Annotated in this window: 4 protein-coding genes; 2 read left to right on the top strand and 2 right to left on the bottom strand. The window is 54.9% G+C overall.

The window, feature by feature from the left end; all coding sequences use genetic code 11:
- The first annotated feature begins 456 nt into the window (after window positions 1–456).
- The gene (locus LIO98_RS10695) at window positions 457–1,551 is read left to right on the top strand and encodes a threonine synthase (protein ID WP_291956736.1); all 1,095 of its coding nucleotides are present in this window, start codon (window positions 457–459) and stop codon (window positions 1,549–1,551) included.
- Window positions 1,552–1,774: 223 nt separating this feature from the next.
- On the opposite strand, the gene LIO98_RS10690 is transcribed toward LIO98_RS10695, so the two are convergent.
- Together LIO98_RS10690 and LIO98_RS10685 are read right to left on the bottom strand one after the other, a co-directional pair.
- Window positions 1,775–2,203 carry a flavodoxin gene (locus LIO98_RS10690; protein WP_291956733.1) on the bottom strand — a complete coding sequence of 143 codons (429 nt, stop codon included), beginning with the start codon at window positions 2,201–2,203 and terminating at the stop codon, window positions 1,775–1,777.
- A 35-nt stretch (window positions 2,204–2,238) separates the two neighbouring features.
- Window positions 2,239–2,814 (bottom strand): DUF3793 family protein, encoded by a 576-nt coding sequence (locus LIO98_RS10685; RefSeq protein WP_291956730.1) that lies wholly within the window; start codon window positions 2,812–2,814, stop codon window positions 2,239–2,241.
- A 151-nt stretch (window positions 2,815–2,965) separates the two neighbouring features.
- Here LIO98_RS10685 and LIO98_RS10680 point away from each other — a divergent pair, with 151 nt between their 5' ends.
- On the top strand, window positions 2,966–3,499 hold the full coding sequence (locus LIO98_RS10680) for a GNAT family N-acetyltransferase (protein WP_291956728.1): 534 nt from the start codon (window positions 2,966–2,968) through the stop codon (window positions 3,497–3,499).
- Window positions 3,500–3,819: the final 320 nt, after the last annotated feature.

Below are 3,819 nucleotides of genomic sequence, written 5' to 3'. Positions count from 1 at the left end.
TATGGCGCGGTTTCCGCGCCATACAGAGCAACACTCCTTCCGTCTCGCCGCAAAAACGGCGGCGATCCACCTCTGATGTAACTACCAGCCGAATCGCACGAATCAGAAGAGCTCTGATTTGGCTCCCTGGCCGCCTCGGAGAGGGAGGCTGTAAGAGCAAAGTCAAAAGCTAAACCGCAATTTATCTTTCAGCCTCACGAATTTATCCCGACATATGTCCCTGTCGAACACCGGCGCGAGGCGGTAACGTCCGCTGCTACCGTCGAAATGTTATGCAGAGGCGCCAAGATGGGGAGAGACGAAACCTCCTGGTTCGAGCGGCAGCATGCTATGACCAACACAGATACTTTGTTAAAATATGGTAAAAAGGGGTAATAATTATAGGCAGCGGTATAAACTGAATAGGTCTACGGAAAGAATCAGGCCGCGAAGAATGTAAAGGGGAGTGAATAGTTAATGAATTATATATGTTCCCGCTGCGGGAAAAAGAGCGATACGGCGACGCTTAAAGCCGGATGCGAATGCGGCGGCCTCTGGAAGCTCGACTACAGGCCGCCGAAATTCGACCTCGCGGAGGTCGACCACGGAGAATGGAGTCTGTTCCGCTACTGCGCCTTCATGCCGCCCGAGGGCGAAGCGTGGCGCGATATCACGCTCGGAGAGGGCATGACGCCCGTTACGCGCTTTAACGACGACATTCTCCTGAAGATGGATTACGAGATGCCGACGCTGTCATTCAAGGACCGCGGCGCGGCGGTTCTCATCTCCCACTGCAGGGCCATTGGAGTGAAGCATGTCGTACAGGATTCAAGCGGGAACGCGGGAAACAGCGTCGCCGCCTACGCCGCCAGAGCGGGCATCTCCTGCGAGATATTCGTCCCCGAGGGTACCTCGCCGAAAAAGATTGCGATGATACGCGCCCACGGAGCGACCTGTACGATCGTCCCCGGCTCGCGCGACCACTGCGCCGCTATCTGCCGGGAGAAGGCTTCGCAGGAGGGAAACTATTATGCGAGCCATGTCTATAATCCATTCTTTTACGAGGGCACCAAGACATATATATACGAGGTCTATGAACAGCTGGGGAGGATCCCCGCGAATATCATCGTCCCCGTGGGAAACGGCACGCTATTCCTCGGCGTCATGAAGGGGCTGGAGGAGTTGGCGGAGGCCGGGCTTATCGAGAGGTTCCCGCAGGTGATCGCCGTGCAGAGCGAACGCTGCGCGCCGCTGCTGGAAGCAGTAAAAAATTCACTGCGCGAACCGGCGAAGGTGTCGCCGCAAAAAACGCTCGCGGAGGGAATAGCGATCGGCGAGCCGATGCGCGGCAGGGAGATACTCGAATATGTCTACCGTCACGGGGTAAAGATGGTTCCCGCGCCGGAGGAAAAGATACTGGAGGCGCGGGGGCTGCTCGCCGCCAAGGGTATCTACTGCGAGCACACCACCGCCGCGAACCTCGCGGGCTATATGGCCTGCGCTGAAATGTACGGCGCTCCCCGGGACTGCCTTATCCCGATCTGCGGCGCGGGGCTGAAATCTGACCATTAAAAATTCCCTATTCCGCCGCCTGAGAGGAAGGACGGCCGAAGAGGGGGCATGGTTGAATTTCAATATGCCGCTGTATCGAGGCCGGATAAGAAGAGCCGGAGAGATATAAAAACAAAAGGGGAAGATCCTCATGTCAGAGATCTTCCCCCTCTGTGCGGTTTATGGCCGGCATGGTAGCCATAAAACTTTATCAACTGCCGCCGTGCGGCGGACGGTCAATTTCTTAAAATTTAGCGAAGCGCGCTCCAAATTCCTCGCACTGTTTTATTCCCTCGTCGTCGGGGGTAAGATTGATGATGAGGCCGGTTTCAAATAGCAGGCAGCCGTCGCCGCGCATCCGCCCCTCCCAGTTCCTCATCCATTCGCCGTCGCCCCAGCCGTAGGAGCCGAAGAGCGCCACCTTTTCACCTGCGAGTCCTGACTCTATCGAGGAGAGAAAAGGCTCGAACTCACACTCCTCAAGAACTTCGGCGCCCATAGAGGGGCAGCCAAGGGCGAGCTTTTCATAATCGTTCACGCTTTTACTGCCGAATTCGGAGACGCTGAATACATCCGCCCCGACATTCTCCGAGGATATTCCTCTGGCTATAGCCTTCGCCATCGCCTCGGTATTTCCACCCGCGCTCCAATAGATCACTGCTATTTTACCCATTATTTTTCCGCCTTTCCTTTTACCTGTGGACTCATTTAATTGAAGGAGGGCACCGCCGTCAGCAGCTGCGCCATTTCATGACCGGCCTCTATCTTTTTGCAGAAATAATCCGTACACCTTTTATAGCGTTCAAAGAGCTCCTGGGCTCTATCTCTGTCACCGTAGACCTTCCAGGTGCCGCAGGCCTTACAGCCGCCTCCCCTGTTTTCAATAAAGCCGCGGACATCCTCCAGCGGATAATCGAGAAAGACCCCTATCTCATGGGGAAACTCGCCGCAGAGGGTGAGGCGGCTCTTCAAAACGGCAAGTTTTTCAGCGACGCTGGAACCGGCGGCGTAGCCATATCCCTCAAGGAAACATTCGGCCTCCGGGGTGAACGCCCTGCCGAGCATCTTCTCGCGGTAGACGAGAATCAGGGCGTACCTCTCGCACTGGCAGAGGATTTCCATGCTGATGCCGTAGGGAGCGAGGCGCGAACGCGCGGCGTCTATCAGCCCACCCGCCATATCTTCCTTCATATGGTGCCACGTAAAGAGATTAGCCGCCTTTATCCCCGCCAAAGTCGGCGCGCAGTGAAAGGCGATAAGCGACTCCAAAGAGTTTTTCACCATAAGCCACACATCCCTTCATCCGCATTTGTTAGCACTAGCTAACCAACGTACATATGATACATTAGCACATGCTAACTTGTCAACTTTGAAATTTATCTAATATACTATTTGCAGAACTGAGAAATTACGGACTGTGGGGCGTGGATAGAACATGGAGCTGTTAAGGATAAAGACGGATAAAGACGAAAGATTCCGCGCGGCGATGGAGCTGTACGCGGAAAGCTTCCCGCTGCACGAGCGGCGTACCGCGGAGAGCCAGAGCGCCGCCCTAGCCGATGAGGATTATCATTTCAATCTCATCTTCGACGGTGATATCTTTCTCGGACTGCTTCTCTGCTGGGAGACGAGGGGTTTCGTCTATGTGGAGCACTTCTGCATTCTGCCGGAGCTGAGAGGCAAAAATTATGGCGCGGGGGCGCTGGAATTACTTTCACGCGGCGGCAAAGGCGTGATTTTGGAGATCGACCCACCAGCGGATGATATCTCCGTACGCAGAAAGAACTTTTATGAGAGGGCCGGTTACCGCGCCAATGGCTTTGAACACGTACACCCTCCGTACAGGAGAGGTTTTAACGGACACCGGCTCGTTATAATGTCCTCGCCCGCCCCGCTGTCGGAGGAAGAATATAAAATTTTCGCCCGTTATCTCTCAGAAACGGTGATGAGGGACGAGCCCCGCGGCTGACGTGGCTTATGAAGGACGCCAAGGACAGTACGGATGGTCGGAGGAGACAGATTTAAACGTTAAATTACGGCTTAACTTTGGTAGGGTAAAAAATAAATAGCGATTTAGCTTCTGCCCTTGTAGCCTCCATCTCTGAGGCGGCCAGAGAGCCAAATCAGAGTTATTCTGATTTGTGTGATTCGGCTGGTAGTTACACCAGAGGTGTCGGCCGCCTGTTTTTTGGCGGCTGACGGAAGGAGTGTTGCTCTGTTTGGCGCGGGAACCACGCCAAACAGAGCCCGCGGCAAAAGCCGCGGGAGAACCGAAGGTCAACTCTCCCT

It is taken from the genome of Cloacibacillus sp., assembly GCF_020860125.1.
Classification (GTDB): Bacteria; Synergistota; Synergistia; order Synergistales; family Synergistaceae; genus Cloacibacillus.
Note: the sequence above shows the minus strand (reverse complement) of the source record. Positions and strands in the feature narration are given on the sequence as shown.

Excerpts from the sequence above, each read along its gene's own strand:
- LIO98_RS10695 (WP_291956736.1), top strand. The coding sequence starts at position 457 with ATGAATTATATATGTTCCCGCTGCGGGAAAAAGAGCGATACGGCGACG.
- LIO98_RS10680 (WP_291956728.1), top strand. The coding sequence starts at position 2,966 with ATGGAGCTGTTAAGGATAAAGACGGATAAAGACGAAAGATTCCGCGCG.
- LIO98_RS10685 (WP_291956730.1), bottom strand. The coding sequence starts at position 2,814 with ATGGTGAAAAACTCTTTGGAGTCGCTTATCGCCTTTCACTGCGCGCCG.
- LIO98_RS10690 (WP_291956733.1), bottom strand. The coding sequence starts at position 2,203 with ATGGGTAAAATAGCAGTGATCTATTGGAGCGCGGGTGGAAATACCGAG.